General features: G+C 73.6%; 24 protein-coding genes and 1 other RNA gene. 12 read left to right on the top strand and 13 right to left on the bottom strand.

Annotated features, from left to right (window positions below; translation table 11 throughout):
* Window position 1 precedes the first annotated feature (1 nt).
* An RNA gene (gene rnpB, locus ABZW10_RS09185) (RNase P RNA component class A) lies at window positions 2-400 on the top strand.
* A gap of 74 nt (window positions 401-474) precedes the next feature.
* Here rnpB and ABZW10_RS09180 read toward each other — a convergent pair.
* Together ABZW10_RS09180 and ABZW10_RS09175 are read right to left on the bottom strand one after the other, a co-directional pair.
* Window positions 475-732, bottom strand: a complete 258-nt coding sequence (locus ABZW10_RS09180) for a Prokaryotic metallothionein (protein WP_355361978.1) — start codon at window positions 730-732, stop codon at window positions 475-477.
* Window positions 733-829: 97 nt separating this feature from the next.
* A complete protein-coding gene (locus ABZW10_RS09175) occupies window positions 830-1216 on the bottom strand; it encodes an ACT domain-containing protein (RefSeq protein ID WP_355361976.1) in 387 nt (128 codons plus the stop codon).
* A 245-nt stretch (window positions 1217-1461) separates the two neighbouring features.
* Here ABZW10_RS09175 and ABZW10_RS09170 point away from each other — a divergent pair, with 245 nt between their 5' ends.
* Window positions 1462-2052 (top strand): PadR family transcriptional regulator, encoded by a 591-nt coding sequence (locus ABZW10_RS09170; protein ID WP_355361974.1) that lies wholly within the window; start codon window positions 1462-1464, stop codon window positions 2050-2052.
* A gap of 56 nt (window positions 2053-2108) precedes the next feature.
* Here ABZW10_RS09170 and ABZW10_RS09165 read toward each other — a convergent pair whose 3' ends face one another.
* Complete coding sequence (locus tag ABZW10_RS09165) at window positions 2109-2306, bottom strand: hypothetical protein (protein WP_355361972.1); 198 nt, start codon at window positions 2304-2306, stop codon at window positions 2109-2111.
* Between the two features lie 29 nt (window positions 2307-2335).
* Window positions 2336-2566 (bottom strand): hypothetical protein, encoded by a 231-nt coding sequence (locus tag ABZW10_RS09160; protein WP_355361970.1) that lies wholly within the window; start codon window positions 2564-2566, stop codon window positions 2336-2338.
* A gap of 404 nt (window positions 2567-2970) precedes the next feature.
* Between ABZW10_RS09160 and ABZW10_RS09155 the strand changes: the two genes are divergently transcribed.
* Window positions 2971-3672 carry a bifunctional DNA primase/polymerase gene (locus ABZW10_RS09155; protein WP_355361968.1) on the top strand — a complete coding sequence of 234 codons (702 nt, stop codon included), beginning with the start codon at window positions 2971-2973 and terminating at the stop codon, window positions 3670-3672.
* Window positions 3673-3697: 25 nt separating this feature from the next.
* Here ABZW10_RS09155 and map read toward each other — a convergent pair whose 3' ends face one another.
* Complete coding sequence (map, locus tag ABZW10_RS09150) at window positions 3698-4543, bottom strand: type I methionyl aminopeptidase (RefSeq protein ID WP_355361966.1); 846 nt, start codon at window positions 4541-4543, stop codon at window positions 3698-3700.
* Between the two features lie 186 nt (window positions 4544-4729).
* Between map and ABZW10_RS09145 the strand changes: the two genes are divergently transcribed.
* The gene (locus ABZW10_RS09145) at window positions 4730-4963 is read left to right on the top strand and encodes a hypothetical protein (protein ID WP_355361964.1); all 234 of its coding nucleotides are present in this window, start codon (window positions 4730-4732) and stop codon (window positions 4961-4963) included.
* A 36-nt stretch (window positions 4964-4999) separates the two neighbouring features.
* Here the strand turns inward: ABZW10_RS09145 and ABZW10_RS09140 are convergent, their stop codons facing one another.
* Entirely contained in the window at window positions 5000-6361 is a 1362-nt protein-coding gene (locus ABZW10_RS09140) for an MFS transporter (RefSeq protein ID WP_355361962.1), read from the bottom strand.
* An 83-nt stretch (window positions 6362-6444) separates the two neighbouring features.
* Complete coding sequence (locus ABZW10_RS09135; protein ID WP_355361960.1) at window positions 6445-7116, bottom strand: hypothetical protein; 672 nt, start codon at window positions 7114-7116, stop codon at window positions 6445-6447.
* Window positions 7117-7163: 47 nt separating this feature from the next.
* Here ABZW10_RS09135 and npdG point away from each other — a divergent pair, with 47 nt between their 5' ends.
* Both npdG and ABZW10_RS09125 read left to right on the top strand, forming a co-directional pair.
* Window positions 7164-7856, top strand: coding sequence for an NADPH-dependent F420 reductase (gene npdG / locus ABZW10_RS09130; RefSeq protein WP_355361958.1), 693 nt, complete (start codon window positions 7164-7166; stop codon window positions 7854-7856).
* A 133-nt stretch (window positions 7857-7989) separates the two neighbouring features.
* Window positions 7990-8175, top strand: a complete 186-nt coding sequence (locus tag ABZW10_RS09125; RefSeq protein ID WP_355361956.1) for a hypothetical protein — start codon at window positions 7990-7992, stop codon at window positions 8173-8175.
* A gap of 45 nt (window positions 8176-8220) precedes the next feature.
* Here ABZW10_RS09125 and ABZW10_RS09120 read toward each other — a convergent pair whose 3' ends face one another.
* Entirely contained in the window at window positions 8221-9036 is an 816-nt protein-coding gene (locus tag ABZW10_RS09120) for a site-2 protease family protein (protein ID WP_355361954.1), read from the bottom strand.
* 205 nt (window positions 9037-9241) lie between these two features.
* Here ABZW10_RS09120 and ABZW10_RS09115 point away from each other — a divergent pair, with 205 nt between their 5' ends.
* Window positions 9242-12634 (top strand): BTAD domain-containing putative transcriptional regulator, encoded by a 3393-nt coding sequence (locus ABZW10_RS09115; protein ID WP_355361952.1) that lies wholly within the window; start codon window positions 9242-9244, stop codon window positions 12632-12634.
* 78 nt (window positions 12635-12712) lie between these two features.
* Here the strand turns inward: ABZW10_RS09115 and ABZW10_RS09110 are convergent, their stop codons facing one another.
* The 3 genes from ABZW10_RS09110 to panB all read right to left on the bottom strand — a co-directional run bounded on the left by ABZW10_RS09110 (window position 12713) and on the right by panB (window position 15591).
* Complete coding sequence (locus ABZW10_RS09110) at window positions 12713-13525, bottom strand: ABC transporter permease (protein WP_355361950.1); 813 nt, start codon at window positions 13523-13525, stop codon at window positions 12713-12715.
* Window positions 13522-14550: an ATP-binding cassette domain-containing protein gene (locus ABZW10_RS09105; protein WP_355361948.1), complete on the bottom strand. Its 1029-nt coding sequence runs from the start codon at window positions 14548-14550 to the stop codon at window positions 13522-13524. Before ABZW10_RS09105 ends, ABZW10_RS09110 begins: the two co-directional genes overlap by 4 nt.
* A gap of 168 nt (window positions 14551-14718) precedes the next feature.
* On the bottom strand, window positions 14719-15591 hold the full coding sequence (gene panB / locus ABZW10_RS09100; RefSeq protein WP_355361947.1) for a 3-methyl-2-oxobutanoate hydroxymethyltransferase: 873 nt from the start codon (window positions 15589-15591) through the stop codon (window positions 14719-14721).
* A 273-nt stretch (window positions 15592-15864) separates the two neighbouring features.
* On the opposite strand from panB, the gene ABZW10_RS09095 reads away from it, so the two are divergent.
* From ABZW10_RS09095 to ABZW10_RS09085, 3 genes are all read left to right on the top strand, one after another.
* On the top strand, window positions 15865-17490 hold the full coding sequence (locus ABZW10_RS09095; protein ID WP_355361945.1) for an MFS transporter: 1626 nt from the start codon (window positions 15865-15867) through the stop codon (window positions 17488-17490).
* A gap of 121 nt (window positions 17491-17611) precedes the next feature.
* Window positions 17612-18250, top strand: a complete 639-nt coding sequence (locus ABZW10_RS09090; RefSeq protein WP_355361943.1) for a TetR/AcrR family transcriptional regulator — start codon at window positions 17612-17614, stop codon at window positions 18248-18250.
* 172 nt (window positions 18251-18422) lie between these two features.
* The gene (locus ABZW10_RS09085) at window positions 18423-19553 is read left to right on the top strand and encodes an endonuclease/exonuclease/phosphatase family protein (protein WP_355361941.1); all 1131 of its coding nucleotides are present in this window, start codon (window positions 18423-18425) and stop codon (window positions 19551-19553) included.
* A 15-nt stretch (window positions 19554-19568) separates the two neighbouring features.
* Here the strand turns inward: ABZW10_RS09085 and ABZW10_RS09080 are convergent, their stop codons facing one another.
* On the bottom strand, window positions 19569-21323 hold the full coding sequence (locus ABZW10_RS09080; RefSeq protein WP_355361939.1) for an NAD+ synthase: 1755 nt from the start codon (window positions 21321-21323) through the stop codon (window positions 19569-19571).
* 225 nt (window positions 21324-21548) lie between these two features.
* Between ABZW10_RS09080 and ABZW10_RS09075 the strand changes: the two genes are divergently transcribed.
* Together ABZW10_RS09075 and ABZW10_RS09070 are read left to right on the top strand one after the other, a co-directional pair.
* Window positions 21549-22910 (top strand): glutamine synthetase family protein, encoded by a 1362-nt coding sequence (locus ABZW10_RS09075; RefSeq protein WP_355361937.1) that lies wholly within the window; start codon window positions 21549-21551, stop codon window positions 22908-22910.
* A 162-nt stretch (window positions 22911-23072) separates the two neighbouring features.
* On the top strand, window positions 23073-24269 hold the full coding sequence (locus ABZW10_RS09070; protein WP_355361935.1) for a hypothetical protein: 1197 nt from the start codon (window positions 23073-23075) through the stop codon (window positions 24267-24269).
* Between the two features lie 122 nt (window positions 24270-24391).
* On the opposite strand, the gene ABZW10_RS09065 is transcribed toward ABZW10_RS09070, so the two are convergent.
* Window positions 24392-25141, bottom strand: coding sequence for a class E sortase (locus tag ABZW10_RS09065; protein WP_355361933.1), 750 nt, complete (start codon window positions 25139-25141; stop codon window positions 24392-24394).
* Between the last annotated feature and the right edge of the window lie 18 nt (window positions 25142-25159).

Raw genomic sequence — 25159 nt, 5'->3', positions numbered from 1 at the left:
AAGAGCCGGCCGGGCGGTCGCGACGGGTCCTCAGGACCCGCCGAGGAACGTCCGGGCTCCACAGAGCAGGGTGGTGGGTAACGCCCACCCGGGGTGACCCGCGGGACAGTGCCACAGAAAACAGACCGCCCGCCGCTTCGGCGACGGGTAAGGGTGAAACGGTGGTGTAAGAGACCACCAGCGACCGGGGTGACCCGGCCGGCTCGGTAAACCCCACCTGGAGCAAGGTCAAGATCGGTGCCTCACGGCGCCGTGCGCGGATGCTTGAGGGCTGCTCGCCCGAGTCCGCGGGTGGACCGCACGAGGCTGTCGGCAACGGCAGCCCTAGATGGATGGCCGTCTCCCCGGGCCGCGCGAGCAGCCCGGGTGACAGAACCCGGCGTACAGGCCGACTCTTCCGCCCCCTTCCCCCTTCGACCGGGCAAACCGCCCGGTCAGGGGGTTTTTTCGTACCGCGACAGCCTCCGGGCCGGGTCAGCCCGGGTGGGTGCCGACGGCGTCGCGGACCTGGGCGCCGAGCCCGCCGTTGACGCGGGCGCAGTGGGCGCCGCAGAAGAACATGCCGGCCACTTCGACGCCGTGGCCGACGATCCGGACGTTGCACTGCTCGCAGTGCGGCGCGAGCTTCTCCATCGCGCACTCGAAGCTGTCGAAGGTGTAGACGTCGCCGGTGACCGTCTTGATCTCGAAGGCGAGCCAGTAGTCGTTGCCGCAGGTGATGCAGATGGCCATGGCGGCGTACTTCCTTCCGGGCGCGGGGGAGGGACCGGGCCGGGTGCCCGGTCCCTCCAGTCTCCGAGGCCCCCGGCGAGGCGGCCACCCGGACGCGTCAGGCGAGGTCCTCCAGGACGCGGACGGCCCGGTCGGCGTCGTCGGCGGCGACGAACAGGTGGTCGTGGTGGTAGCCGGCGACCACGTTGCAGCTGATCCCCTCCTCGGCCAGCCGGGTGGCGACGGCGGCGGTCAGGCCGACGGCCTCCAGCGCCGAGTGGACCCGCAGGGTGATCCAGGCGGCGACGTACTCGTAGGGCAGGCCGAGGGCGTCGGCCTCCTCCTGGGCGACCACCACCGTCACCCCCTCGGGTTCGGCGACGGTGGCCACCGGCCGCAGTCCGGCGGGCACCTTGGTGGGCAGTGTGCAGTAGACGTACCGCCCCGGGTTGAGCTGGGGGCGCAGGTCGCGCAGCAGTGTCGTGAGGTCTCGTTCTCCGGCCATGCCCGCACCGTATCGGCCGGGCACCGGACGGTGGTGGACGGTGTATCGGAAGGCGTTGACGGTCGACAGTCACCGATATATCGTCGAGATATCGGGACAGTGACTCGACTGTCTCGAACGATCGTCTGGTGATCGACTAGTGGGCCGCCCCGGAGCGGCCCGATCGGGAGGTGGGTGCGATGCGCCCAGGACGATTCCGTGGAGAGGGAGGCCCCGGCGGTTGCCGCGGGCCGGAGTTCGCCGGGATGCCCGGTGAGCGCCCCGAGGGCCGGGGGGCGTTCGGCCCCTTCGGTCCGCCGCCGTTCGGCGGTGGGCCGGGTGGGCGGCCGGGTCCGCCGTGGGCCCGGGGCGGTTTCGGCGGGCCGCCGCCGTGGGTCCGCGGCCGGCGCGGTGGCCGGGCCCGGCGCGGGGACGTGCGCGCCTCGCTGCTGGCGCTGCTCAAGGAGCGGCCGATGCACGGCTACGAGATGATCGCCGAGATCGCCGAGCGGTCCGGCGGGGCGTGGCGGCCGAGCCCCGGCTCGGTCTACCCGACCCTCCAGCTGCTGGAGGAGGAGGGCCTGGTCACGGCGGAGGAGACCGGCGGCAAGCGGCTGGTCTCGCTCACCGAGGCGGGCCGCGCCGAGGCCGACGCCGGGCCGGACGAGCCGTGGGCCGAGGCCGGCCAGGAGATCGACTGGGCCGCGGTCCAGGAGGTCGGCCAGGCGCTCGGCGCCGTGGAGCACGCCGTCCGGCAGGTCATGGCGACGGGCACCGAGGCGCAGCGGGCCAAGGGCCTGGAGGTGCTCAACGAGGCCCGTAAGAAGCTCTACCTGATCCTGGCCGAGGACGCCTGACCGCAGGCGCGGGCGTCACCGGCCCGGCCGGCGACGGGGCGCAGGGGTGCTGCTGCTCAGGGGTGGACGACGAACAGTGCCACGCACGCGAGCAGCAGCACCGCCCAGCCGAACCAGAGCCAGCCGCTGGAGCCGAGCACCGCGCTGTAGACGCTGACCACCACCAGCAGGCCGACCGTGACCCCGGCCACCTGCCGGTTGTGGTGCGCCACCGCCTCGGCGCGGGTCCTCGGGTGCCGTACGGTTCTCGCCATCGCCGTCCTCCCGCGCGGGGAGGCGGCCGTCACCCGGAAGCGCGGACGGTGGCCGCCTCGTCGTACTCGTAGCGCCAGTACCAGCGGGCGCCCCGCTGCTGCTTGGCCCGGACGTACACCAGTGTGCGCGCCGGGGTGTCCCCGTGCGAGGGGACCGGCACGGTGTACTTCTTGGGCACGCCGTACATCGGCCCCAGCGGGACGGGGAGGATCCGGCCGTCCAGGGGGCCGCCGACGAATTCGGTGTCCGCGCTCTTCACCCCACCAGGGTCTCACCCCGCGGCGGCGCGGCGGAGACGGTGTGGCGGCCGGGTGCCGGGAGTGTGACCGGAGAGGCACCGCCCCCGGTCATCCACAGGGCCCGCGCACCCTTATCCTTCCTGTTACGCCCTCGGGTCCACCCGGGTCAGCGGGCCCGTACGGGCCGGGCTAGGCGCACCTCACCGTGCCCGCCGGGCCGCCGAGCCGCAGCCGTCGTGCCGCAGTGACTCCGTACCGTGACCCCGGCGTCGGCCGCCCGGTTACCCCGGCTCCGGCCGGCAGGGCGCGGGACTGCAGGGCCGAGCACCACCCGGGGAAGCAGCGGGGGGCGCCGTGCGTTGCGTCGGAGTGGTACGTCGAACGCTGTGTCGCACCAGGCACGGCAATGCGCGGAAGGGGCCCGATGGAATCCGGCGGCAGGTGGACGGCCTGGTGGCAGAAGCGTGATCGTGAGCGGGGCCGGTCGGCGGCCACCGACAGCCCTGCGGCCAGACTGGACCAGCTGCTCGGCGCGGTCCGCGCCGGGTTCCCGCTCGCCCCCGCCGCCCATCCGGCCGGCTACCGCTGTTCCTGTGACCGGGTGGCCTGTCCGGCCCCCGCCCAGCACCCGGTCTCCTTCGCCTGGCAGACCCAGGCCACCACCGATCCCGAGCAGCTCGCCCGCTGGCTCTCCCGCGACCCGCTGGCCAACTTCGTCACCGCCACCGGCCGCGTCCACGACGTGCTGGACGTGCCGACCGAGGCCGGGCGGCTCGCCCTGGAGCGGCTGACCGCGCTCGGCGTCGAGGGCCCGGTGGCCGCCGTCGGCGAGGACCGCTACCTGTTCTTCACCGCCACCCGGGGCACCCCGGTGGACGAGGACGAGTGGTGGCCGAGCGCCCTGGACTCCACCCCGGACACCATGTCCGAGCACCCCGGCCTGCGCTGGCACTGCCGCGGCTCGTACACCCTGCTGCCGCCGGCCGCGCTGCCGGACGGCTCCGAGGTGCGGTGGCTGCGCGGCCCCGAGCAGCCGCTGCCGGACCCGCTGCGCGTCCTGGACGTGCTGACCGACGCCTGCACCGAGGTGGGCGCCGTCGCCGAGGAGCAGTGGCTCATCGGCTGACAGCGCCCCCGGGGCCGGGCCGCCGCTACGGCAGGGTGAGGATCTCCGCGCCGTCCGCCGTGACGACCAGGGTGTGCTCGAACTGGGCGGTGCGCTTGCGGTCCTTGGTGACGACGGTCCAGCCGTCCGGCCAGATCTCGTAGTCGTAGGTGCCCAGGGTGAGCATCGGCTCGATGGTGAAGGTCATCCCCGGCTTGATCACCTCGGTGGCCCGCTCGCTGTCGTAGTGCGGGACGATCAGGCCGGAGTGGAACGACGTGTTGATGCCGTGCCCGGTGAAGTCCCGCACCACGCCGTAGTCGAAGCGCTTGGCGTAGGACTCGATGACCCGCCCGATGACGTTGATCCGGCGGCCGGGCTTGACCGCCTTGATCGCCCGGTCGAGCGACTCGCGGGTCCGCTCGACCAGCAGCCGGGACTCCTCGTCCACGTCGCCGACCAGGTAGGTGGCGTTGAGGTCGCCGTGCACCCCGTGGATGAACGCGGTGGCGTCGATGTTGACGATGTCGCCGTCCTGGAGGACGGTCGAGTCCGGGATGCCGTGGCAGATGACCTCGTTGATCGAGGTGCAGACCGACTTGGGGAAGCCCCGGTAGCCGAGGTCGGACGGGTAGGCGCCGTGGTCGCACATGTACTCGTGGGCGACCGCGTCCAGCGCGTCCGTGGTGACGCCGGGCGCGATCAGCTCGGCCGCAGCGGCCATCGCCCGGGCGGCGATCCCACCGGCGATCCGCATCTTCTCGATGGTCTCGGCGGTCTGCACCTCGGGCCCGGTGTACGCCGCCGGGGCGGGCCTGCCGACGTACTCGGGGCGCGCGATGTGCGCCGGGACCTTGCGGGTGGGGGACTGGATGCCGGGAACGAGTGCCATGGCGGCGAGTCTAGTTGGCGGGGCCGCGGCGCCGTGGCCGGTACAGCGGCGCCGGGGCCGGTACCGCGGCGGGCGCCGACGCGGGGTCCGGGTGTGCGGACGGCGCCGGGGCGGGGAATGATCGGGACGACGCGACGCCGCACCGGGAACGCGAGCCGCGACAGCAGACACGGAGGTGACCACACCATGCCCCTGGGATTCCGCCGCAACAAGCCGACCGGCCTGCCCGGCGAGTGGTTCTACTGCATCAAGCACGGCAAGGTCGAGGAGGGCCCGGAGTGCCCGGCGAAGGACCGCCTCGGCCCGTACGCCACCCGCGAGGAGGCGGCGCACGCGCTGGAGACCGCCGAGCTGCGCAACCGGGAATGGACGAACGACCCGCGCTGGAACGACAAGCCCGAGGACGAGCGGGGGAAGTGAGCCGGGGGGCGGGGGCGGTGACGGGGGAGCGGCGCGTCAGGACGCGCCCGCCGCCTGCTCCGCCGCGGCCCCCTCGGCGGCCTCCCGCTCCGCCGCCGCCCGCTCGTGCTCGGCGCGGACGGCGGCCGCGTTCGGGTCGGTGCGGTCGTCGTAGGAGAGCAGCCGCGGCAGCGCGGTGGCCAGGGCCAGCACGCCCACCACGCAGGCGACGCCGCCGATCCACACCGAGGCCCGGACGCCGACCACCCCGGCCATGCCGCCCGCCCGGACCTGGCCGAGCTGCGGCCCGACCGAGTAGCTGAGCAGCTCGACGCCGGCCATCCGGCCGCGCAGCTCGTCCGGGATCGACTGGTTCCACAGCGTGGAGCGCGCGATGCCGCTGACCTCGTCGGCGCCGCCGGCCAGGGCCAGGCAGAGCAGCACCGGCCAGACCGAGTCGGCCAGGCCCGCCAGCGCGATCGCGGCGCCCCAGCCGAGCGCGGCGGCCAGCAGCAGCCGGCCGTGGCGGTGCACCCGGGACGTCCAGCCGCTGGTCACCGAGACGAGTATGGCGCCGACCGCCGAGGCGGCGTACATCGGGCCGAGCGCCCAGTCGGCGTGCAACTCGGAGGCCAGGAACGGGAAGATCGCGACCGGGAAGGCGAACAGCATGGCGCACAGGTCGATCGCGTAGGTGCCCAGCAGGTCCTTGCGGCTCCAGGCGTACCGGATCCCGGTGAGCACGGCCCGCACCGAGGGCTTCTCGGCGCCGGTCGGCGGCGGGACGGCGCGGATCCGGGCGAGCAGCAGCAGCGAGGCGCCGAAGGTGGCGATGTCCAGCGCGTAGGCGGTCTGCACCCCGGCGAACGTCACCACGACGCCCGCCAGCGCCGGGCCGGCCACCGAACCGACGTTGCGGTAGAGCGAGTTGAGGGCGAAGGCGGCGGCCAGCTGATCGTGCCGCACGACCCGCGGGGTGAGCGCGTCCAGCGACGGGCGCTGCAGGCCGTCGGCGGCGGCGACCAGGGCGGCCACCAGGTAGACCGGCCACAGCACCGGCGTCGGCAGCAGTGCGTTGACCAGCAGCAGCACGCTCAGCAGGCCGAGGGCGGCCTCGGAGAACAGCACCAGCCGGCGGCGGTCCAGGGCGTCGGCGAGGGCGCCGCCCCAGAGGCCGAAGACGATCAGCGGGACCAGCTCGAAGGCACCGACCAGGCCGACCGCGAAGGAGGAGCCGGTCAGGTCCTTGATCTGCAGCGGCACGGCGACGTAGGTGAGGAAGCTGCCGAAGCTGGTGACACAGCCGGAGAGCCAGAGCAGGCGGAAGTCCCGCGAGGAGCGCCAGGGGGAGAGGTCGGGGATGACCGCGCGCAGCAGGGAGCTCGCCCGACCGTTCGGGGGTGGGTCGGCGTCGTTCACGAGCGACCATCCTGACGGGGCGTTCGGCCGGGCCGCAACGCATTTTCGCGGCCGGGTCCTGTGGCCGTGCCGTCACCGGTGCCCTACCAGCGGTTGATCGTCGGCCCCGCCGTGAGCCGACCGGCCAGCGCCGCCAGCCGTTCCAGCGCGGCCGAGCGCCGTGCGGGCCGCTGCCCGGCGGCGGCGCTGACCAGGTGCTGGGCCAGGTCGAACGGTTCCTCCTCGGCCGTGCCGACGGCCAGCCGCCGGTGCGCGAGCCCGGCCAGCTCACCGAGTCCGGCCGGCTCACCGGGCCCGCCCGACTCGCCGAACCCGCCCGACTCGCCGAACCCCGCCGGGCCGCCGGGCCCGGTGCCGTCCAGCGCCAGCACCGTCGCGCCGTGCCGGCGGGCGTCGTGCACCCGCTCCAGCAGTACCTCCCCGGCCGCCGCCGGGGCGACCACCAGGACGGTCGCCCCCCGCCCGGCCTCGGTCAGCCGGCGCAGGCCGTGCGCCAGATGGGCCGGAGCCTGCGCCGGGACCCGGTGCCGCAGCAGGGTCGGGGCCAGCCGGGGCACGGCCGACCAGGCGGCCTCGTCCTGCAAGTGGGCGGCCAGGTGCCACGGTTCGTACGCCTCGGTGCCGACCAGCAGCAGCCCGTCCGCGCCCCGCCGGGAGACCGCCCGCCGCAGCTCACCGGCGAAGCCGCCGACGGCCTCCAGCCAGCCCGTCCCGGCCAGTTGCTCCCGTAGTGCCGAAACTCTCACCGCGTCCATGGCGGACAGGATGACGCGAGGGGCCCCGGGTTTGACAGGATCAGCCCATGACTTCCCTCGATTCAGCGACAAACCCGGCCCATGACCTGCCGGACGTCTCGCAGCTCGTGGTCGGCGTGCTCGGCGGCACCGGCGACCAGGGGCGGGGGCTGGCCCTGCGGCTGGCCAAGGCCGGCCAGCAGGTGATCATCGGATCGCGCGACGCTGCCCGCGCGCAGGCCTCCGCGGAGGCGATCGGCCACGGCGTGCGCGGCGCGGACAACGCCGCCACCGCCCGGGAGAGCGACGTCGTGATCGTCGCGGTGCCCTGGGACGGCCACGCCGCCACGCTCACCGCGCTCCGCGAGGAGCTGGCCGGCAAGATCGTGGTGGACTGCGTCAACCCGCTGGGCTTCGACAAGCAGGGTGCCTACGCGCTCGTCCCGGAGGAGGGCAGCGCCGCCCAGCAGGCCGCCGCCCTGCTGCCGGACTCCCGGGTGACCGCCGCCTTCCACCACCTGTCGGCGGTGCTGCTCCAGGACGAGTCGATCGAGCGGATCGACACCGACGTCATGGTGCTCGGCGAGGAGCGGGCCGCCACCGACACCGTGCAGGCGCTGGCCGGCCGGATCCCCGGCATGCGCGGCGTCTTCGCCGGCCGGCTGCGCAACGCGCACCAGGTGGAGTCGCTGGTGGCCAACCTGATCTCGGTCAACCGCCGCTACAAGGCCCACGCGGGTCTGCGGATCACCGACGTCTGATCACCGCCGTCTGATCACCGGCTCCGATTCCCGTCCGACCACCGGCTCGCCGGCCTCACCCCTGGACCCGGTCCGGAGGTGAGGTCGGCGACAATGGAGGCCGTCCGTCCACCGGCCCCAGGAGTCTGCCGCCATGCCCCGCACGTCCCTCCTCGCCTCGATCGTCGCCGTTCTCGCGCTGGCCGCCGCCGTGGTCTCCGCGGTCCAGGGCTGGTGGATCGGCCTCATCTGGCTCCCGATGGCGGGCATCGCCAGCAATGTGCTCTGGATGAACCTGCGCCGGGAGAAGCTGACCCGGGCCGCCGCCGAGCAGTCCTGAGCCCCGGCCCTGAGCCCCGGCCCTGAGTCCCGGCCCCGAACCCGGTCAGTTCTTCCAGAACGTGAACAGCTCGTGGCCCACCTGCGCGTAGGCGCGGTCGACCCCCAGCAGCTCCATCACGCCGTACACGGCCTCGAAGAACCAGTGGTTCACCTCCGGCTGCCAGAGCAGCGCGAAGACGGCCAGCATGCCGTACGGCGCGAACGGCTCGATCGCCCGCCGGGTCTTGTGCGACAGCCAGGGCTCGACGATCCCGTAGCCGTCCAGGCCCGGCACCGGCAGCAGGTTGAGCAGGGTCGCGCTCAGCTGCAGCATGCCGAGGAAGCCCAGCGCGAGCGCGAACGGTGAGACGTTCAGCTCGATGCCGTTCCAGTCCGCGCGCACCGAGGGGTTGTCGAGCCAGCCCGCGCCGACCGGGATCAGCAGCAGCACGGCCGCCAGCAGGTTCACCAGCGGTCCGGCGGCCGAGATCAGGCTGTGCTTGAGCCGCCCCTGCACCCGGTGCCGCTCGATCCAGACCGCGCCGCCGGGCAGGCCGATGCCGCCGAGCAGCACGAAGACGATCGGCAGCACGAAGCTGAGCAGCGCGTTGGCGTACTTGAAGGGGTTGAGGGTCAGGTACCCCTTGGCGCCGACCGAGATGTCGCCGCCGTGCAGCGCGGTGCGCGCGTGCGCGTACTCGTGCAGGCAGAGCGAGACCATCCAGCCCGCCACCACGAACAGGAAGATCCCGAACCGCATGTTGCCGTAACCCTGGTAGACGGCCACGGCGGAGGTGACGAGGATCGCGAGCAGCGCCCAGAACACCGGACTGATCCGGCGGTCCTCGCTGCGGGAGCGCTGCGTGGCGGCGAAGGTCATGGTGTGGGTGCTCCGGTGGTCGGGGTCGCATGGGGACTGGGCAGAGGCCGATCATGCCGGGCGCGCCCGCGGCGGACAAGCCGCCCCGGGTGAACGTAGGGAACCGCGCACCGGTTCCTGCGCGGCCGCGGAATCAGGGTCCGGTCAGGGTAAGGGACAGGACAAATCCGAGTGGGCGGCGGCGCCGATCCACCAGAATGGTGCAGTGCACTACGGCATCCTCGGTACCACCACCGCCCACCACGACGACGGCACCCCGGTCCCGCTCGGCGGCGCCCGGCTGCGCGCGCTGCTCGCCGCGCTGGCCCTGCGGCAGGGGCGGCCGGTGCCGGCCGACCTGCTGGTCGACGAGGTGTGGGACGCCGAGCCGCCGCAGGACTCCTCCGCGGCGCTGCAGACCCTGGTCGGCCGGCTGCGCCGCACCATCGGCCGCGACCGGGTGGGCTCCGGCCCGGCCGGCTACTGGCTGACCGACCCGGTGACCGACCTCGCCGAGTTCCAGCGGCTGGCCACCGAGGGCCGCGGGGCGCTGGAGCGGGGTGACCACGCCGAGGCCGCCGAGCGGCTGCGGGCGGCGCTCGCGCTGTGGCGCGGCCCGGCGCTCGCCGACCTGCCGGACCGCACCGGCCCGGCCACCCGGCTGGAGGCGCAGCGCGAGGAGGTCCGCCGGCACCGGATCACCGCCGACCTCGGCCTCGGCCGGGCCGCCGACCTGGTGGCCGAGCTCGCCGAGCTGTGCGAGCGACAGCCGCTGGACGAGTCGCTGCAGTACCTGATGGTGCGGGCGCTGCACGAGAGCGACCGGACGGCGGAGGCGCTGCGCCACTACGAGCGCACCCGGCGCGCGTTGGCGGAGGAGCTCGGCGTCGACCCGGGCCGTCCGCTGCAGTCCCTCCACGCCGAGCTGCTGGCCCCCGTCGACGCCCCCGCCCCGACGCCCGCCCCGACGCCCGCCCGGGCCCCCGCACCGCCCGCCCCCGCCCCGGTGGCCGCCGCGCCCGCGCCCTCCGCCCCGGTGCCGCCGGCCCGCGCCGCGGGCAACCTGCGCGGCCGGCTCACCAGTTTCGTCGGCCGGGAGAGCGACCTGGCCGCCCTGCGCTCGACGCTGGCCGCCAGCCGGCTGGTCACCCTCACCGGCCCCGGTGGCTCCGGCAAGACCCGGCTCTCGGTCGAGGCCGGCCGCCTGGAGCAGGGCGCCGGGCACTGGCCGGACGGCGTCTGGCTGGCCGAGCTGGCCCCGCTGGAGCGCCCGGAGGCGGTGCCCGGCGCGGTGGTCTCGGCGCTCGGCCTGCGCGAGACCGTCCTGCACACCAGCGGCAGCATGGTCGCCGACGTGATCGACTCCCGCACCGACGACCCGGTGCGCCGGCTGGTCGAGTTCTGCGGGCACCGCCGGATGCTGATCGTCCTGGACAACTGCGAGCACCTGATCCAGTCCGCCGCCGACCTGGCCGAGACCCTGCTCACCGAGTGCCCCGGCCTGACCGTGCTGGCCACCAGCCGGGAGCCGCTGGGCGTGCCGGGGGAGACCGTGCTGCCGGTGGAGCCGCTGCCCGACCCGGTGGCGCTGCGGCTGCTGGCCGAGCGGGCCGCCGCCGCCCGCCCCGGCTTCGACCCGCGCAGCGACCCGGAGGCCTGCGCCGAGATCTGCCGCCGGCTGGACGGCCTGCCGCTCGCCATCGAACTGGCCGCCGCCCGGCTGCGGGTGATGACGGCCCGGCAGATCGCCGACCGGCTGGACGGCCGGTTCGCCCTGCTCACCGCCGGCAGCCGCACCCTGCTGCCGCGTCAGCAGACGCTGCGCGCGGTGGTCGACTGGAGCTGGGACCTGCTGGGCAAGCAGGAGCGCGCGGTGCTGCGCCGGCTGGCGGTGTTCGCCGGCGGCTGGACGCTGGAGTCGGCCGAGGCGGTCTGCGCGGACGGCACCGAGGTGCCCGGCGAGGACGTCGCGGACCTGCTGCTCTCGCTGGTCGACAAGTCCCTGCTGGTCGCCGACCTGGACGGGGACGGCCCGCCGCGCTACCGGATGCTGGAGACCATCCACGAGTACGCGGTCGAGCGGCTGGCCGAGGAGGGGGAGACCGGGGAGACCGAGGGGCGGCACGTCCGGCACTTCCGCGAGCTGGTCCGCACCGCCGAGCTGAACGTGCACGGCCCGGCGCAGCTGCACTGGCTGGCGGTGCTGGAGCGGGAGCACGACAACATCCGGACCGCGCTGCGCCGCGCCGTCGACCGCCGGGACGAGGACGGGGCCCTGGTACTGGCGCTGGGCATGAGCTGGTACTGGTCGCTGCGCGGCTACAGCCGGGAGGCCCGCGGCTGGTACGAGGCGGTGCTGGAGATAGGCCCGGACCCGTTCGGCCCGGACGCCCTCACGCTGCCGCTGGACCGGCGGGTGCTGGAGTACCCGTCGCCGATGCCGCCGGAGGTGGCCGCCGAGGCCCGCCGGGCGGTGGTCATCTTCCGGCTGGTCAGCCTGTTCGAGGGCAACCTGGACGTGCTGGCCGATCCGGACGCGGTCGGCACCGCCCGGAAGGTCATCGCGGCCTACCGGCCGGACCTGCCGCAGGCCTACCGCTTCCCCGGGCTGATGAGGGTCTTCGGCACCTTCCTGGTCGGGGAGCTGGACGCCGTGAAGGACCTGATGGACGAGGCGGTGGAGGGCTGCCGGCGGCACGGCAGCCCCAGCGACCTGGCGTTCATCCTCCAGATCCGGGCCAAGATGATGAACGACTGGCCGGACGGCGCGGAGCAGAGCACCGTGGACGGCGAGGAGTCGCTGGAGCTGTACCGGCGCTCCGGCGACCTGTGGGGGATGTCCCAGGCGCTGGCCGCGCGCGGCGAGTCGCTGGCCAACCAGGGGCGTTCGGCGGAGGCCGTCGAGGCGTACCGGCGGGCGATCGAGCTGGCCGAGGAGCTGGGGGCGCCGCAGGAGGTGCCGATGCTCCGGGTGCACCTGGGCCTGGCGATGCTGGACGAGGACCTGGACGAGGGGGAGCGCCGGATCCGCGAGGCACTGGCGGAGATCCGGCCGGGCGAGAACCAGGCGACCAACGGCGCGCTGCTCTTCGGGCACCTGATGCTCTGCGGCATCCGGGCCCAGCGCGGCGAGCACGCGGCGGCGCTGGCCGAGCTGGACGAGCTGCGCTGGACGCGGGTCGGCGGGTTCGCCCCGGACGTGGTGGGCGGGATGCTGACCGTCACCCGGGGCTGGGTCACCGCACGCGCCGGCGACCCGGAGCGCGGGCTCGACCTGGTCGACGAGGGGCGGGAGCTGCTGCGCGCGATGCCGCACAGCGCGGGCGGGTTCATCGAGCAGATGTCGGTGATGCTGCTGCCGCCGGTGATCGGGGTGCTGGAGGCCTTCGCCCTGCGCGACGGGGACCTGGACGCGGCCCGCCGGGCCGCCGTGCTGTTCGGTGCGCACGCCGGGATGAACGGGCCGCGCGGCGGCTACCTCGACCGGGTGGAACGCGAGCGGGCCGAGGAGAGCCTGCGCGGTCTGCTCGGTGACGCGGTGTTCGAGGCGGCCCTCGTCGAGGGGCGCGGGCTGTCCGTGCTGGAGGCCAGCGCGCTGCTTGACCGGCTGCTCGACTGACCGGGGCGCCGGCCGCCCGGCCACGGCGGATCCCGGGACGCCCCCCGCGCGCCCCGGGATCCGCCGTGCGGCCACGGCTCAGGTCCGCTTGCGGAAGCGGGCGACGGCGAGCGGTGCGAAGACCGCGGTGACGCCGACCGACCAGGCCAGCACGACGAGCGTCGGGTGCGCGACGGCGCCCTGGCCGTTCATCAGCGCCCGGCAGGCGTCGGCCAGCGCGGACAGCGGGTTCACCTTGGTGAAGGCCTGCAGCCAGCCGGGCATGGTGTCGGTCGGGGCGAAGATCGAGCTGCCGAACTGCATCGGCATCAGCACCAACATGGCGACTCCCTGGACGGCCTGGGCACTGCGCAGGGCCATGCCGAGCAGCATCGAGATCCAGACGATCGACATGCCGAACACCAGGGACAGGCCGATCGCCGCCAGCAGCTCCAGCACGCCGCCCTTCAGCTCGAAGCCGAGGATCAGCGAGAACACGATCAGGATGCTGAAGGACAGCATGGCGCGGCAGGTCTCCGCCGCGATCTTGGACAGCAGCACCGAGGAGCGGCCGATCGGCAGGGTGCGGAAGCGGTCCATCACGCCGGTCTGGAAGTCGCTGTTGAGGCCGGTGCCGACGGCCATCGCCAGGGTGAGCCCGGTCTGCCCGAGCAGGCCGGGGATCATGTACTGCTTGTAGGCGTCCTGGCCGCCGGAGATGGCGCCGCCGAAGACGTAGACGAACAGCACCGTGAAGATGATCGGCATCAGGACGGCGTCGAACATCGACTCCGGGTCGGCCTTGATCCGCATCAGGTTGCGGCGGGTCAGCGCGCCGACGTGCCGCAGATGGCCGGCCAGGCCGATCCCGGTGTCCTCGGCCCGGACGGGGGCGAGCGTGGCGGTGGTCATGCGACGGGCTCCTTGGCGAGGCTGGGGGCGGTGTCCGCGCTCGCGGGACGGTCCGCGGGCTTGCCGGTGATGGCGAGGAAGACCTCGTCGAGGCTGGGCAGCTTGGTGTCGATGCCGGCGACCGCGAAGCCGCGGGTGCCGAGCACCCCGATCACGGTGGTCAGCTGCTCGTCGGCGGTGATCGGCACCGAGAGCAGGCCGGTGTCGGCGGAGAAGGTCGCGCCGACGCCGGTGTCCTGCAGGCAGCGGGCCATCTCGGGCAGCTCGGCCGGGTGCGCCGGGCGGACCTGCAGGGTCCGGCCGCCGACCTGGGCCTTGAGCTCGGATATGCCGCCGGCCGCGATGACCCGGCCGCGGTCGATGACGGTCAGCTCGCCCGCGAGCTGCTCGGCCTCCTCCATGTACTGGGTGGTGAGCAGCACGGTGGAGCCCTCGGCGACCATCCGCTGCACTTCGTCCCAGACCTCGTTGCGGGTGCGCGGGTCGAGGCCGGTGGTGGGCTCGTCCAGGTAGAGCACCCGGGGGCGGCCGATCATCGAGGCGGCCAGGTCGAGGCGTCGGCGCATGCCGCCGGAGTAGGTCTTGGCGGGCCGCTTGGCGGCCTCGGTGAGCGAGAAGCGCTCCAGCAGCTCGGTGGCGCGGGCCTTGGCGTCCCGGCGGGAGAGGTCGAGCAGCCGGCCGATGAGGTAGAGGTTCTCGTAGCCGGAGAGCAGTTCGTCGACCGAGGCGTACTGGCCGGTGAGGCCGATGGTGCGGCGCAGCTGCTTGGGCTGGCGCAGCACGTCGTAGCCGCCGACGAAGGCGGTGCCGGCGTCGGGCTTGATCAGCGTGGACAGGACGCGGACCAGGGTGGTCTTGCCCGCGCCGTTGGGGCCGAGCACTCCGAGGACGGTGCCTTCGCGCACGGTCAGGTCGACCCCGTCGAGCGCCTTGGTGGTGCCGAAGTGCTTGACGATGCCGTGGACCTCGACGGCGTTCCCCGCGGCGGGCCCCCGGTCGTTCGGGGCGGTGGAGATTCGTGTCATGCCCCACAGACTGTCCGACCCGGCTGTCAGCCCGCTGTCAGCGGGTGTGCCGGTAGGGGGCCGACCGGCGGTCCGCTGTCACGCGGCTGTCGGTCCGCTGTCGCGCGGGCCGTCACGCGGGCTGTCGTCGGGGCCCGGCCGCGGTCCGGACCCCGACGACGGTGCGCGTCAGTGGAAGGTGTGCTCCGGCGCGGGGAAGGCCCCGCCGCGCACGTCCTCGGCGAACGCGCGGGCGGCGCCGCCGAGGACGGCCCGCAGGTCGGCGTACTGCTTGACGAACTTGGGCACCCGGCCGGCGGTCATCCCGGCGAAGTCGGTCCAGACCAGCACCTGGGCGTCGCAGTCCGCACCGGCGCCGATGCCGACGGTGGGGATGGCGAGCTGCTCGGTGACCTGCTGGGCCAGCTCGGCGGGCACCGCCTCCAGGACGACGGCGAAGGCGCCGGCCTGCTGCACCGCCTTGGCGTCGCGCAGCAGCTGGTGGGCGGCCTCGTCGCCGCGGCCCTGGACGGGGTAGCCGCCGAGCGCGTGCACGGACTGCGGGGTGAGCCCGACGTGGGCCATCACCGGGACGCCGGCCTCGACCAGCAGCTCGATCGAGCGGGCGCTGCGCTCGCCGCCCTCCAGCTTGACCGCGCCGACCCCGGCCTCCTTCATCAGCCGGGCCGCGTTGTGCATCGCCTGGGCCGGGGACTCCTGGTACGAGCCGAACGGCAGGTCGGCGACGATCATGGCCCGCTCGGTGCCGCGGACGACGGCGGCGGCGAGCATCACCATCTGATCCATGGTCACCGGCACGGTGGTCTCGTAGCCGAGGTGGCAGTTGCCGGCGGAGTCGCCGACCAGCAGGACGGGGGTGCCGGCCTCGTCGAAGACGCCGGCGGTGAGGGCGTCGTAGGCGGTCAGCATCGACCACTTCTCCCCGCGCTGCTTGGCGGCGGCGAGGTCGCGGACGGTGACGCGGCGGTTGGTGACCCCACCGTAGAGGGTGGTGGTCGTCGCCGCCCGGTTCTGGGCAGGCGAAGGCGAAGAAGCGTTCATCGAACGGGCTCCTGAAGGGTTGTCGTCTCGTGGCGCCGTGCGGCGTCCCCGGATCACCTCCATGCTTGCACGGCCCGGCGCGGGTGCAAAAGGGGCGGGGGCCGTTCCGCTTGCCCGGGCGGCCCCGGTGGGCCGGGTGGTCTTTGCCGCGGCTTTACGATACGGATTCGTCTCGTATCGAAAATGCCGCTACCCTGACCGCAGGGGGGTTACGAGACGATCGCGGCTCGAAATTCCCGCCAGTGCCACGCCGTACCACGACGGGAAGAACCCATGACCACCGCCGCCGCGCCACCCCGTGTGCCGGAAGCCATCCACCGCCGCCGCTGGGCGATCCTGTGCACCCTGGTGCTCGCCCTGCTCGTCGTCGTGCTCGACAACTCGATCCTCAACGTCGCGATGAAGACCATTGCGTCCCCGGCGCCCACCGGCATCGGCGCCAGCCAGAGCGACCTGGAATGGTCGATCAACTCCTACACCCTGGTCTTCGCCGGACTGCTCTTCACCTCCGGCCTGCTCGGCGACCGGTTCGGCCGCAAGCGGGCGCTGCTGGCCGGCATGGCCGTCTTCGGCCTCGCCTCGCTGCTCTCCGCGCTCGCCGGCACGCCGGGCGAGCTGATCGGCTACCGCGCGCTGATGGGCGTCGGCGGCGCGCTGGCCATGCCGGCCACGCTCGCCATCATCATGAACGTCTTCGAGCGCTCCGAGCAGCCCAAGGCGATCGGCGTCTGGGCCGGCGCCGTCGGCCTGGCCATCGCGATCGGCCCGATCACCGGGGGACTGCTGATCGAGCACTTCTGGTGGGGCTCGATCTTCCTGGTCAACGTGCCGATCGTGGTCGTGGCGCTGATCGCGATGGCGGTGCTGGTCCCCGAGTCCAAGGACCCCAACCCGGGCCGGATGGACCCGGTCGGCGTGCTGCTGTCCATCATCGGCCTGGTCGCGCTGATCTTCGGCATCATCAAGGGCGGCGAGCTGGCCGACTTCACCGCCGTCCAGGCCTGGGGCCCGGTGCTGGTCGGTCTGGCGGCACTGACCGCCTTCGTGCTCTTCGAGCGCCGCACCGCCCACCCCGCGCTGGACATCGGCTGGTTCCGCAACAAGGTGTTCAGCGCCTCGGTGGTCGTGGTCGGCGTGGTCTTCTTCGCGCTGATGGGCGTCTCGTTCTTCGGCGTCTTCTACACCCAGAGCGTGCGCGGCTACAGCGCGCTGCAGGCCGGTGTGCTGATGCTGCCGCTGGCCGCCGCCCAGCTGGTGTTCGCCCCGCGCGCCCGGCTGGTGGTCGACCGCTTCGGCATCCGCGCCACCTGCGCCGTCGGCATGCTGTCCATCGCGGCCGGCTTCCTCGGCTACCTGCTGCTGGACGCCGCCACCCCGATCTGGGTGCTGGTCGTGCTCGGCCTGCTGATGGGCACCGGCATGGCACACGTCATGCCGCCGATCACCGTCGCGATCATGGGCTCGCTGCCCCGCGAGAAGGCGGGCGCCGGCTCGGCGGTCAACAACACCTTCCGCCAGGTCGGCGGCTCGCTCGGCGTCGCGGTGCTCGGCGCGGTGCTCTCCACCGTCTACCGCGACGGGATGTCCGACAAGCTCGCCCAGCTGCCCGCTCCGGAGCTGCGGGAGAAGGCCGGCGAGTCGCTGGAGGCGACCCTGGCCGTCGCCGCCCGGCTCGGCGACCGCGGCAAGGAGCTGATCGGCCCGGCCAACGACTCCTTCCTCAACGCCATGCACGTGGTGGCCGGGCTCTCCGCCGCGATCACCGTCGGCGGCGCGCTGATCGCCTGGTTCCTGCTGCCCGGCAAGGCCCCGGCCGACGGTTCCGCCGGCGACTCCGCCGCGGCGCCGGGCGGGCGGGCGGACACGGCGGCGCGCAAGACGGCGGCCGCGGAAGCCTGACCCGCGACCGCGCTGAGCGAGAATGGGGCCCTGGCACCGGGAACCCGCCGGTGACGGGGCCCACGAGCGCGTGCGACCCCCGCCCTCCCTCGGGCGGGGGCCCACAACCGGGAGATGTGAGATGAAGACCGAGCCGACGGCCGTGCCGTCCTGCACGGGCCCGCGCCGGGGCAGGCCCCGCAGCGAGGCCGCCGAGCAGGCGATCTTCGCCGCCGTCGAGGAGCTGATGACGGACGGCACCAGCCTGTCCGAGCTGACCATCGAGGGCATCGCCACCGCCGCCGGCGTGGGCAAGGCCACCATCTACCGGCGCTGGCCCAACAAGGAGGCGCTGCTGGTCGACATGGTCAGCAGGCTGGAGGAGCCGCTGCCCGCCGCCACCGGCTCGATCCGCGGCGACCTGGTCGCGATGATCGAGTACATGCGGCTGCGCGGGCTCGCCAAGCGCTCCCGCTGGGTGCTCAAGGCGGCGCTCGGCCAGATGCAGAGCTGGCCCGAGCTGAACGCCGCCTACCGCGAACGGGTGATCCTGCCGCGCCGGGAGGCCGCCCGGGACGTCATCCGCCGGGGCGTCGCCGAGGGCGAGCTGCGCGCCGACCTCGACGAGGAACTGCTCGGCGACCTGCTGATCGGCCCGATCCTGGCCCGCAGCATCCTGTGGGACGACTCCGACCTGGACGACCCGGAGCTGGCCGAGCGGATGGTCGACGCGCTGCTGGCCGGCCTGGCCGGCCCGGCCCTGCGCCCCGTTCCCGCCTGACCCCCCGTCGGCCCGGCCCCTTCTCCGGCAGCCCGAACTCCCCTTCCCCGGGCCGCCCCGTGCAGTGGCCTGGCTCACCAACCGGGCCACGCCGGAACCCCGGTCCACCGGCCGGACGTCTGTCCCGGCATAGGCTGAGCCGGGAATCCGACCAAACCCGCACCAGTCCGGCATGCCCTCCGCCCGCCCGGCGGCGGCCCGCGCCGGACCGGCGGCGGCACGGGCGGACGGCGCGAACGACGGGAGCCACGGCATGGCGCAGGCGGACAGGGCGGACCGGGTGTCCACGGCGGAGGCCGGCGACCCGGGATCCGGCCGGCGTCCCGCGGCCGGGTTCCTCGGCGTGCGGGGCTGGGGCCGGGACGCCCGGGGCGCCACCGCCTGGCGGCGCGGTCTGCTGATCGCCGCGGCGGCCCTGCTCGTCGGCGCCGTGATGGCCTTCCACGCCGAGGTGCCCAACAGCACCGGCAACCTCGGCAGCCTGCTGGAGACCTTCCTGCCGTGGGTGGGCCTGGCCGTGCCGGTGCTGCTGGTGCCCGCCCTGCTGCGCCGCTCCGCCACCGCGCTGCTCGCGCTGCTGGTGCCGTTGGTGATCTGGACCGACATGTTCGGCGGCGCGCTCACCGACAAGAGCGGCGGCGCCGGCGACTTCACGGTGGTCAGCCACAACGTGGCCGCCGCCAACGAGGACCCGCAGGGCACCGTCCGGATGCTGGAGAAGTCCGGCGCGCAGATCGTCGCGCTCCAGGAGCTGGCCGGCCGGCCGCTGCGCGCCTACGAGTCCGGGCTGGCCGACAGCTACCCGTACCACGCGGTGGAGGGCACCGTGGGGCTCTGGTCCAAGTACCCGATCGGCGACGTCCGGGTGGTGGACATCAAGATGGGCTGGACCAGGGCGTTCCGGGCCGAGGTCGGCACCCCGCAGGGGCCGGTCGCGGTGTACGTCGCGCACCTGCCGTCGGTCCGGCTCAGGGCCGAGGGCGGCTTCACCGTCGACCAGCGGGGCGTCAGCGCCCAGGCGCTCGGCGACGCGATCGAGGCCGAGCCGGTGAAGAAGGTGCTGCTGCTCGGCGACCTCAACGGCACCATGAACGACCGCAGCCTGGCGCCGGTCACCTCGCAGATGCGCTCGGCCCAGGGCGCGGCCGGCGACGGCTTCGGCTTCAGCTGGCCGGCGACCTTCCCGATGGCCCGGATCGACCACATCATGAGCAAGGGCGGACTGCGGCCCACCGACTCCCGGACCCTGGAGCGGGACGGCAGCGACCACCTCGCGGTGGCCGCCACCTACCGCTACCAGTGACGGCGCGCGCTCCGGTCAGCCGCGGCGCCACCGGTTGGTGATCGGCAGCCGGCGGTCCCGGCCGAAGCCCTTGACCGAGATCTTCGGGCCCGGCGGGTACTGCCGCCGCTTGTACTCGGCGGTGTCCACGAGCCGCACCACCCGGTCCACCACGGCCGGGTCGAAGCCCGCCGCCACGATCGCGTCCCGGCCCTGGTCGCCCTCGACGTACAGGTCGAGCACGGTGTCCAGCAGGTCGTAGTCGGGCAGCGAGTCGGTGTCCTTCTGGTCCGGCCGCAGCTCGGCGGACGGCGGCTTGGAGATGGTGTTCTCCGGGATCGGCGGCACCTCGCCGAGCCGCTCGGCCTCCTCGTTGCGCCAGCGGGCCAGCCGGAAGATCAGCGACTTGTAGACGTCCTTGATCGGGCCGAACGCGCCGACCGAGTCGCCGTACAGGGTCGAGTAGCCGACCGCCAGCTCGCTCTTGTTGCCGGGCGCGAGCACGATGTGCCCCTCCTGGTTGGAGATCGCCATCAGCAGGGTGCCGCGCAGCCGGGACTGCAGGTTCTCCTCGGCCAGGCCGGTCAGCTCGGTGGCCGCCATGTAGGCGTCGAACATCGGGGCGATCGGCACGGTGCGGAAGTCCAGCCCGGTGCGGTGGGCCAGCTCGGCCGCGTCGTCCCGGGAGTGCTGCGAGGAGTAGCGGCTCGGCATCGAGACGCAGTACACGTTCCCGGCGCCGAGCGCGTCCACCGCGAGGGCGGCCACCACGGCCGAGTCGATGCCGCCGGACAGGCCGATCAGCACCGAGCGGAAGCCGTTCTTGCGGACGTAGGCCCGGGTGCCGGAGACCAGCGCCGACCAGATCTCCGCCTCGTCGCTCAGCCGCGGCGCCACCCCGGCGGACAGCGGCGCGGCGGGCGCCGGGCCCGGCTCGCCGCCCAGCTCGGCGCGGACCAGGTGCAGGCCGTCGGCGAGCAGCAGCCCGTCGGTGTGGTCGCTGCTGGCGGCCGGCAGGTCGAGGTCCAGCACCAGCAGGTGCTCCTCGAACTGCGGCGAGCGGGCCAGCACCTCGCCGTCCGGGGCGACCACGATCGAGTCGCCGTCGAAGACCAGCTCGTCCTGGCCGCCGACCATGTTCACGTACGCGAGCGCGCAGCCCGCCTCGGCGGCCCGGCGGCGGACCAGCTCCAGCCGGGCGTCGTCCTTGTTCCGCTCGTACGGCGACCCGTTGATCACCAGCAGCAGGCCGGCCCCGGCCTCGCGGGCGGCGGTCACTCGGCCGCCGTCCTGCCAGATGTCCTCGCAGATCGCCAGCGCGACGTCCACCCCGTTCAGCCGCAGCACCGGCAGCTGGTCGCCGGGGACGAACCAGCGGTACTCGTCGAACACGCCGTAGTTCGGCAGGTGGTGCTTGGCGAACCGGGTGGCCACCTCGCCGCCGAACAGCACCGCGGCGCAGTTCTGCGGGGAGCCGGCCGGCCGGCCGAACCGCGGCGACGCCTGCTCCGAACGGCCGAGGTACCCGACCACGACGGGCACCCCGCCGAGCCCCTCCGCGGCGAGCCGCGCGGCCAGCTCGACCAGCCCGGCCCGCGACGCCTCGACGAAGGAGCGACGCAGCGCGAGGTCCTCGACCGGGTACCCGGTCAGGGCCATCTCGGGGAACGCGACCAGCTGGGCACCGGCCTCGACGGCCTGCTTGGTCCAGTGCACCACCTCATCGCTGTTGCGTGCGATGTCACCGACCCACGGGTCGGTCTGGCAGAGGGCGAGACGGAGATTGGGCATGCCACCGAGTCTAATCGTCGATCTGACGCAATGTCTCGGCCGGGGGGTGCCGTGCGCCGGCCGGTGCTCCCCTCCCCGGCTCCCGGCGGCCGGAGGGATCCACCGGGGCCGGCGGTGAACCCCTCCGGGCCGGAGGGACGAGGCCGTCCCCCGGGGGGCATCCCCGGCTCGATCCGCCATGATGGGCGTAACACGGGCGTAAAGAGCAGAGGTGAGACTGTCCCCATGGGCAAGCAGCAGGAGTTCGTGCTTCGGACGCTCGAAGAGCGTGACATCCGGTTCGTCCGGCTCTGGTTCAGCGATGTCCTGGGGTTCCTGAAGTCGGTCGCGGTGGCGCCGGCCGAGCTGGAGCAGGCGTTCGAGGAGGGCATCGGCTTCGACGGCTCGGCGATCGAGGGGTTCGCCCGGGTCTACGAGTCCGACATGATCGCCAAGCCGGACCCGACCACCTTCCAGATCCTGCCGTGGCGCTCGGAGACCCCGGGCACCGCCCGGATGTTCTGCGACATCCTGATGCCGGACGGCTCGCCCTCCTACGCCGACCCGCGGTTCGTGCTGAAGCGCACCCTGGAGAAGGCCTCCGCCCAGGGCTTCACCTTCTACACCCACCCCGAGATCGAGTTCTTCCTGCTGAAGAACCTGCCCGGCGACGGCACCCCGCCGATCCCCGCCGACCAGTCCGGCTACTTCGACCACACCCCGCGCGGGGTGGGCCACGACTTCCGCCGCCAGGCGATCACCATGCTGGAGTCGATGGGCATCTCGGTGGAGTTCTCCCACCACGAGGGCGCCCCGGGCCAGCAGGAGATCGACCTGCGGTACGCCGACGCGCTGTCCACCGCCGACAACATCATGACCTTCCGGCTGGTCATGAAGGAGGTCGCGCTGGAGCAGGGCGTCCACGCCAGCTTCATGCCCAAGCCGTTCTCCGACCACCCCGGCTCGGGCATGCACACCCACCTGTCGCTGTTCGAGGGCGACCGCAACGCCTTCCACGAGTCCGGCGCCGAGTTCCAGCTCTCCAAGGTCGGCCGTTCCTTCATCGCCGGCCTGCTGCGCCACGCCGCCGAGACCGCGGCCGTCACCAACCAGTGGGTGAACTCCTACAAGCGGATCTGGGGCGGCTCGCAGCGCACCGCCGGCGCCGGCGGCGAGGCCCCGTCCTACATCTGCTGGGGCCACAACAACCGCTCCGCGCTGATCCGCGTCCCGATGTACAAGCCGGGCAAGCAGGGCTCCACCCGGATCGAGGTCCGCTCCCTCGACACCGGCTGCAACCCCTACCTCGCCTACGCCGTCACCCTCGCCGCCGGCCTCAAGGGCATCGAGGAGGGCTACGAGCTCCCGCCCGGCGCCGACGACGACGTCTGGGCCCTCACCGACCCCGAGCGCCGCGCCCTCGGCATCCAGCCGATGCCGCAGAACCTCGGCGAGGCCATCGACCTCATGCAGCGCAGCGAGCTCGTCGCCGAGACCCTCGGCGAGCACGTCTTCGACTTCTTCCTGCGCAACAAGAAGCAGGAGTGGGAGGAGTACCGCTCCGAGGTGACGCCGTTCGAGCTGCGGAAGAACCTCCAGGTGCTCTGAAGATTCTGACGATCAGTCAACCGTAGTGGATGGTGCGGCCGATGTCCCCCGGGCATGGTAATCCGTTGGGCCAAAGCGGCTAATCCGCAGCGGTGCGAGCCGTTGCGGGGTGACGAACAGGCGTATGCAGAAGATCCGTTTTGCGGATCACCCTGGAGTGTCATGCGTACTCGAATCACCACCCTGGCCCTGTCCGGACTGACCTCGGCCGCCCTCGTGTGTGGGGCCGCCTCGGCGGCCTACGCCTCGCCCTCCGCCGACCACCGTGCAGCCGCTGAATCGGCCGAGGCCCAGGGTGAATGGGTCGACGGTCTCCTCCGTCAGGCCGCGGAGGACAGCGGCGACACCATTCACGCCCGGACCTTCGGCAACCGCGACTCGCGGCCGGCGAAGCTGGTGGTCCGGCAGTTCGACCGGACGGACGGCGTCACCGAGACGGTCGCGGTCGACCCGGCCGAGGCGGCCCCGGCCGACGTCGTCCCGGCCGAGGTGGCCCCGGCCGGCGGTCAGGCGCCGGCCGTCGCCGCCGAGCAGGGCGTGGTGGCCCGGGAGGGCGACGAGGGGGACGAGCAGGGGGTCGCGGCCCAGCCGGCCGAGGAGGGAACCGATCAGGGCGCGGAGGAGCAGCCGGGCGAGGACGAGCGCGGGCTGCCCGGTGTCCGGCCGTCGAAGCCCGGGTTCCTCGACGGGCTGAAGGGGCACTCGTCGGCCCCCACCGGCAAGCACTGCCACCACGAGAAGCCCGTCTGCCCCTGCCACCACGAGCACGGCGGGCACGAGGAGCACGGCGAGCACGGTGGGCACGAGGAGCACGGGGACCACCAGGGGCAGTCCGAGACCCAGGGACAGGGGCAGTCCGAGAGCCAGGGCCAGAACCAGTCCGAGAGCCAGAACCAGGCCCAGGGTCAGTCCCAGAACGGCCAGCAGAGCCAGGACTCGCAGATCAACGTGACGGTCGTCGTGCAGAACCACATCCACAACGACGTCAACAACAGCGCGAACACCAGCGTCGCCAGCCACGTGAACAACTCCTCGAACAGCTCCGCCAACAACTCCCTGAACAACTCCGCCCAGAACACGGCGAACAACAGCAACAGCAACAGCCAGAGCCAGAACCAGACGGCCTCGCAGAGCAACACCGTCAGCAACGTGAACAAGTCCAAGTTCGTCGAGGTGGAGCACCCGACCCCCAAGCCGCCCCACCACGGCCAGGAGCACAACTGGCACCACGGGGAGCTGGCCGAGACGGGCAGCGGGAGCTCGCCGGCCCTGGCCGGACTCTCGGCGGCGTTCCTCGTCGCGGGCGCGGCGGCCATGCGGATCGGCCGACGGTCCACGCGGTCCACGCGCTCCGCGTGACCCGGTCCGGCCCGCAGGGCGCCGGGTGAGCCGGCCGCGGTGGCCGGAGCAGGCAGTGACGGACGGGCGGTGCGCGATACGGCGCACCGCCCGTCCGTCGTGTGCCCGCCCGCCCGCCCGGCTCAGCGCAGTTCGGCGGGCGGGGTGCGGACCGGGTCCATCGGCTCCTCCCGCAGCAGGCTGCCCCAGACGGCCATCCGGTAGCGCGAGGTGTAGACCGGCGTGCAGGTCGTCAGGGTGATGTAGCGGCCGGGTCCCCCGTACGGGGAGCCGTCGGGCACCGGGGCGATGACGCCGGTGTCGTCCTTGGAGGTCTCGGGCAGCGTGGCGTCGACGCGGTAGACGTACCAGCGGTCCCGGGTCTCCACGACCAGCGGGTCGCCCGGCTTCAGCCGGTCCAGGTCGTGGAACTTCGCGCCGTGCCCGTCGCGGTGGGCGGCCAGGGCGAAGTTGCCCTGCGGCTCCCAGGGCATGGCCGCGCGGTACGGCGCCGTGTAGGCCCCGGCGACCCCGTCCGCGAGGGTGTCCGGGTCGGCGCCGACCTCGATCAGCACCTGGTAGCCGGAGCCGAGGGCCGGGACGTGGAGGAAGCCGATGGCGTCGCCCGGGTCGAACGGGGGCGGTGCGGGGGAGTCCGGCGGTGCGGCGGCGGTCGGCGGGGCGGCGGCCGGGGCCGACCAGGACCGGCGCAGCCGTTCGCCGGAGAGGTCCGCGTGCCGGGCGGCCGTGAGGTTCGTCCACCACAGCGAGTGGACGAGCAGCAGGGCGAACAGCACGCCGACGGTGAACAGCAGATCGCCGGACACGCCGATCGCGACCCGCAGGGGGTGTCGGCGCCGGACGCTCCGCCCGGCCGGGTACTCGCTCGCCATGGGTCGTCCCTTCGGGTG

The organism is Kitasatospora sp. NPDC004723, assembly GCF_040609255.1.
Taxonomy (GTDB): Bacteria; Actinomycetota; Actinomycetes; order Streptomycetales; family Streptomycetaceae; genus Kitasatospora.
The sequence above is the reverse complement of the archived record's forward strand: the minus strand, read 5'-3'. Positions and strand labels throughout refer to the sequence as shown.

Bases quoted from the DNA above. Each gene is read 5' to 3' on its own strand.
- ABZW10_RS09180 (WP_355361978.1), bottom strand. From the start codon at position 732: ATGGCCATCTGCATCACCTGCGGCAACGACTACTGGCTCGCCTTCGAG.
- ABZW10_RS09175 (WP_355361976.1), bottom strand. From the start codon at position 1,216: ATGGCCGGAGAACGAGACCTCACGACACTGCTGCGCGACCTGCGCCCC.
- ABZW10_RS09170 (WP_355361974.1), top strand. From the start codon at position 1,462: ATGCCCGGTGAGCGCCCCGAGGGCCGGGGGGCGTTCGGCCCCTTCGGT.
- ABZW10_RS09165 (WP_355361972.1), bottom strand. From the start codon at position 2,306: ATGGCGAGAACCGTACGGCACCCGAGGACCCGCGCCGAGGCGGTGGCG.
- ABZW10_RS09155 (WP_355361968.1), top strand. From the start codon at position 2,971: ATGGAATCCGGCGGCAGGTGGACGGCCTGGTGGCAGAAGCGTGATCGT.
- map (WP_355361966.1), bottom strand. From the start codon at position 4,543: ATGGCACTCGTTCCCGGCATCCAGTCCCCCACCCGCAAGGTCCCGGCG.
- ABZW10_RS09145 (WP_355361964.1), top strand. From the start codon at position 4,730: ATGCCCCTGGGATTCCGCCGCAACAAGCCGACCGGCCTGCCCGGCGAG.
- ABZW10_RS09135 (WP_355361960.1), bottom strand. From the start codon at position 7,116: ATGGACGCGGTGAGAGTTTCGGCACTACGGGAGCAACTGGCCGGGACG.
- npdG (WP_355361958.1), top strand. From the start codon at position 7,164: ATGACTTCCCTCGATTCAGCGACAAACCCGGCCCATGACCTGCCGGAC.
- ABZW10_RS09125 (WP_355361956.1), top strand. From the start codon at position 7,990: ATGCCCCGCACGTCCCTCCTCGCCTCGATCGTCGCCGTTCTCGCGCTG.
- ABZW10_RS09120 (WP_355361954.1), bottom strand. From the start codon at position 9,036: ATGACCTTCGCCGCCACGCAGCGCTCCCGCAGCGAGGACCGCCGGATC.
- ABZW10_RS09110 (WP_355361950.1), bottom strand. From the start codon at position 13,525: ATGACCACCGCCACGCTCGCCCCCGTCCGGGCCGAGGACACCGGGATC.
- ABZW10_RS09105 (WP_355361948.1), bottom strand. From the start codon at position 14,550: ATGACACGAATCTCCACCGCCCCGAACGACCGGGGGCCCGCCGCGGGG.
- panB (WP_355361947.1), bottom strand. From the start codon at position 15,591: ATGAACGCTTCTTCGCCTTCGCCTGCCCAGAACCGGGCGGCGACGACC.
- ABZW10_RS09095 (WP_355361945.1), top strand. From the start codon at position 15,865: ATGACCACCGCCGCCGCGCCACCCCGTGTGCCGGAAGCCATCCACCGC.
- ABZW10_RS09090 (WP_355361943.1), top strand. From the start codon at position 17,612: ATGAAGACCGAGCCGACGGCCGTGCCGTCCTGCACGGGCCCGCGCCGG.
- ABZW10_RS09085 (WP_355361941.1), top strand. From the start codon at position 18,423: ATGCCCTCCGCCCGCCCGGCGGCGGCCCGCGCCGGACCGGCGGCGGCA.
- ABZW10_RS09080 (WP_355361939.1), bottom strand. From the start codon at position 21,323: ATGCCCAATCTCCGTCTCGCCCTCTGCCAGACCGACCCGTGGGTCGGT.
- ABZW10_RS09075 (WP_355361937.1), top strand. From the start codon at position 21,549: ATGGGCAAGCAGCAGGAGTTCGTGCTTCGGACGCTCGAAGAGCGTGAC.
- ABZW10_RS09070 (WP_355361935.1), top strand. From the start codon at position 23,073: ATGCGTACTCGAATCACCACCCTGGCCCTGTCCGGACTGACCTCGGCC.
- ABZW10_RS09065 (WP_355361933.1), bottom strand. From the start codon at position 25,141: ATGGCGAGCGAGTACCCGGCCGGGCGGAGCGTCCGGCGCCGACACCCC.